Here is a 4,797-nt window from a genome sequence, read left to right as displayed (position 1 = left end):
AGAAAAAAGCCTTACTGCAAATCGCCAATCCCCAGTGTGACAGTGCTGCGCTTTACATTGGTAAGCATCAAGAGGGAGGTGGTGGCAATACTTTCTATATCCCTGATGTGCAAAGGGGTACAGCAGTCATCGGCGCTCCTGGTTCGGGAAAGACAGTCTCAGCCATCAACCCGATGATTTACTCGGCTATTGATCAGGGGTTTCCGATCATTATCTATGATTTTAAGTACGCATCGCAAGCCAGAGTCGCCGCCTATGCCAAACATATGGGCTATGATGTCCACATCTTCGCCCCTGGATTTCCTGAATCGGAAGTATGCAATCCGCTAGATTTCCTACGCGACAGTAGTGATGCGGAAACAGCCCGACAGATTTCTACCGTGATCAACAAGAATTTTCGGCTTCTGGGCAATTCAAGTGAAGATGGGTTCTTCGGGCCTTCTGGTGATCAGCTAACTCAAGCAGTAATCATGTTAGCTAAAGAGTTTGGCAATTACGCCGATGTCATGACCTGTGCGGCGATACTTTCTAGCCCAGAGATGGTCAAACGCCTCATGGCAGCAAGCCTTAACCCTTGGGTGAAAATCGCCTTTGGTCAGTTGTTCAGTTCCGCCGCATCTGAAAAAACAGTCGCGGGAATTGTTGCCACAGCAAGCATCATGTTTACTCGCTTCATGGCGAAAAACACATTAGGATGCTTCATTGGCAAGACAACTTTACCTTTGGAAATCAAAGGGAAGCAAATGATTATTTTCGGGTTGGACAGAGAACGGCGCGAAGCGATCGCGCCTTTAATGACCAGCATCTTACACATGACTATTGCCCGTAATATTGCTTCCAAACGAAAAGACCCTCTGATAGTTGCACTTGACGAATTACCCTCAATTTACTTGCCTGATTTATATAGATGGCTCAACGAATCTCGTTCTGAGGGTTTCTGCGGGATTATCGGCTTTCAAAATATGGGTCAGCTTGAGAAAAATTACGGAAGAGAAATATCCAAGGCTATCCTTGGTGCTTGCAGCACTAAATTCATCTTTAATCCAGGGGAGAACGAATCGGCGCAATTATTCTCCAGCTTTTTAGGTGATGAGGAAATTAAGTATAAGCAAAAAAGCCGTTCTACTGGTAAAAGCAGCAGCACTAGCATCAGTGAGCAAGAGAAAAGTAGAAAGCTGTTTGAATCGGCTCAATTCCTCAAGCTCATTGCTGGTAAATGTGTTTTCATAAATCCGGCATACGGCAATAAAAACGAAGGGTCTGTTCCGCTACTCAAGACTATTAAAATTTCTCAACCCCTAAAAAATATTGATAAATACAATCAACTTAAATGGGCGAGAATTGTTAGTTTAGCAGCCAGGAAAAGTACACAGCAGTTCCCTTCTCAGCAGGATTTAGAAATGAGGGTTCAGGCAGTTGAACAGCGCTTTCCTCTTCCAGATAATCCGGGTACTCCTAAAAATACTGGTCTGACTTCAAAAGAAGTCGGCGCTATTCTCAACAAAGGAAGTTCTCAAAGTGGGCTTTAGTAATTATGAAAATGACTATTGAAGAATTGAAGATTGATGATTTTGAACTGATTCAAACACTATCTCAAGAGAAGATTTTAGCTAAAGGTAGTTTTATTGATACTAGCCTGCCTCCTGAGCAAATTATTCAGGAGTTTCAGGCTTTATCCCAAACCCGACCAAAGCTAAGGAGTTTAGGCATATATAGCATCATTAGCTTGAAAAATGTTTATATTAAACTAAATCATGAATCTTGCTTGAAAATTGTTGACCAATACATTCACGGTATTGGTTGGCATGATTTACAATATATCTGTTTTTTTGATATTCAACCAAGCAGTATTTACATTCATATTGTTTTTAATCGCGTCACACCAAAGGCTAAAGTCATCGATATTAAATGCGTCGGGGCTAGTTGGCAACAATATGAAGTTTTACGCCAATCTTGTTCGATGATTATTGACAATCCCATTAATAATCAATATTTACAACGCCAATGCTGTAACTGTTGTACATGAACAGGGTGTAGGGTGTGGGGTGTGGGGTGTAGTGAAAAACCTCCTTATTTCCTATCCCTATCCCCTATTCCCTATCTTTTCCCCCCTACACCCTACCCCCTACACCCTACACCCTCAAAGAATATGTTTGACGAAAGACATTTACAATTAACTTCTGCTTATACTCATACTACTGAGCAGATTGTCCGTGATGTGATTCTTCCACTAGCTAAATATATTGATGAATATATCAAAAAGAAAGTAGAAGCTTCTATCAATAAAAAGCTGTATTGGGAAGTTGGCAAAGATACTTATGCCATGAGTCCTGACGGAAAAGGCGGGTGGAAGTGGGAGAAGTATGACCCCAAGAGTAACGAATATATCTCTACTGCAACGGAAACTTTGGAAGTGGCTTCAACAGTTGCTGACTCTATAACTAAGGGCATAACTGATGCCAAACAATACCAGTTAGTTGACCCTCAAATTATAGCTGAAACTAAACAAGCCAATCTTTTGTCCTCTACTCAAGGGCTAAAAGTCGAGACTGATGACCAAACTGTTGTTGTTCATCAAGTCACTAATGGCACTTTTGGCTTTTCTATGATTGACGAGAACAATCAGATAATTAGAGATAGTAGCTTTTTTCAAGAATTTCAATCAGATTTAAATCAATATTTAGCAGAATGTCTGGATACTTTTAAAAATCATCCAGACATTATTAAAAATCATGCTGAATGTTTAAAAGAGATTTTGACTAGCTCTTTATCTCCGCAAGACAGCCCAAAGCAAACAAGCACAATTGAGCAGGTAAACGAAGAAGTAAATACAGAAGTTAATTCAGAAGTTAATTCAGAAGTTAATTCAGATTTTGAAGAGAAACTACAGGGAGATATAAAGGAAGTGGTAGCAGAAGATTCTAATATTCCTCCATCTCAACAAGAGAGCCAAAGTCAAGCAATTCCCCCAGCCCCCTCACATATAGATGATAAACACTGGCAGGAACTGGTATCCCAAAGTGCGATCGCTCCTGGTATTGCCTCCATGAACTTTAAAAGTTTACAGTTTGACCCCACTGAGGGAGAACATGAGGCATGGGAATATCTGTTTTACGGTGACGGAATTAAACGCCTCAACAATGGACATTTGTCTAAAGGATGGTATGACGTATATTCTCATATTGAAGCTGGTGGTTGGTGGTGCAAATCTGGTGTAGACCCGACGCAGTTTGAGCAGTTAGCACCAGCAAAGCAACCAAGTTGTAAGGCTTGGGGTTGCTACAAGCCTAATAAACCTCGACCAAAAACCGAGAAGAAAGAGGGTAAAAATGTAGAGATTCCCGGAAAGTTCACCAAATATGAGCATCCACCAGGAGTTGAAAGAAGCCTTTTTTTGCTGAATGTCCCAGAGGATATTGCACAAACTATTTACCTTAAAGCAGGTGTCAATCCCAACGAAAGCGATCGCGCCAGTGGATTTTGGTATTGTGTATGGAAGCACAATGTACCAATCACAATTACGGAGGGGGCGAAGAAAACAGCCAGTCTGTTAAGCCAAGGTTACGCCGCCATTGGGCTGGCGGGGATTAACGGCGGCTATTATAAAACTAAGAAGTCTGAAAAACCTATTGACAATGAAGTTAACACAGACTTGAGTGAGGATGATGCCAGATCGTTTGTCATCGAGGATGAAGTTGAGTCCTCTGACGAGGAAATTGAGTTCCACAACACTCAAGGCAAACAAACGCACTATTTGCATCCTGAGTTAGCAGTTTTTGCTACTAGGGATCGAGAGTTCAAAATCTGCTTTGATTTTGAAACTAAGAGCGAAACAGTGCGAAACGTTAATGCGGCAACTAGGTGTACTGGACAATTACTAGAAACAAATGGCTGCAAAGTAAGTGTGATTTCTTTGCCAGGGCCAGATAAAGGTGTGGATGATTTTATCGTCAATAGGGGCAGTGCGGCTTTTGAGCAACTGCAATCTCTTGCCTTGCCCTTACCCCAATGGGATGAACAGCTTTATCTAGCTTCTCGCCAACGGGATGAACGGCTTTATCTAGATCAGGACTTGCGCTCAACTATCAAGTTCAAGGATGGTACAACTAGGATTGTGCAGCATCAACCAAGAAACAAGGTAGAAGTTCCCACGCCAGCCAACAAATCTACTGGTAACAACGAGCCGACTCTAGCTACCGAGTTAAATACGAACCCTACTACTCCACCACCAGCAGCAGTTGGCTCCCAACCATCTCCTCTTGAAACTACTACTACTGCCGATACATCAAATCAATCACAGCGAACGCAACAAAACGGCACTGCTACTACTGTATCAGGGCAACAGTCTTCCTCACCCAGACAGACTGATGCCAATACACCAAAAACAGCGATCGCAACCGAGTTGAAGATTACCCCTACTAACCTCAAAATAGAATCAACTACTGATACCACTTCCTTTCACCCACAACCGACAGCAACCAATACAGCTACCGAATCACCCCCAAAAGAAACCTTAAAAGATACTGATACATCTGGTGGTTGGTTCTCTTGGTTACGTAAACCTAAAATAGAGACTCCGCCATCGCCCACACCAAACTGGACTAAAACCCAAGATGTTACCCTTTACCAACGCAACTGGCGACGGCGACAACTTGAGGCTAAAGAAAATCAAGCGATCGCTACTGCGGCTGTTGCCCTAGTTAAGAAATACGGTGTAGCCAATGATAATCAAGTAACTTATGTTGCCGATGCTTTCGTCGTCAACAAAAAAGGTGAAAACTATACTATTTCTCGTCG

Annotated in this window: 3 protein-coding genes; all 3 read left to right on the top strand. The window is 42.2% G+C overall.

The genetic code is table 11. From position 1 onward, the window contains the following. A partial coding sequence (locus H6G83_RS34530; RefSeq protein ID WP_190480661.1) for a type IV secretory system conjugative DNA transfer family protein occupies nucleotides 1–1,529 on the top strand: 1,529 nt, incomplete at its 5' end. Nucleotides 1,530–1,534: 5 nt separating this feature from the next. Continuing rightward, on the top strand, nucleotides 1,535–2,026 hold the full coding sequence (locus tag H6G83_RS34525; RefSeq protein ID WP_190480659.1) for a relaxase/mobilization nuclease domain-containing protein: 492 nt from the start codon (nucleotides 1,535–1,537) through the stop codon (nucleotides 2,024–2,026). Nucleotides 2,027–2,149: 123 nt separating this feature from the next. Next, nucleotides 2,150–4,797 (top strand): DUF3854 domain-containing protein (locus H6G83_RS34520; protein ID WP_190480657.1); only part of this gene is annotated, 2,648 nt, incomplete at its 3' end.

Origin of the sequence: Anabaena azotica FACHB-119 (assembly GCF_014697625.1) — a bacterium.
GTDB lineage: Bacteria > Cyanobacteriota > Cyanobacteriia > Cyanobacteriales > Nostocaceae > Trichormus > Trichormus azoticus_A.
The sequence above is the reverse complement of the archived record's forward strand: the minus strand, read 5'-3'. Positions and strand labels throughout refer to the sequence as shown.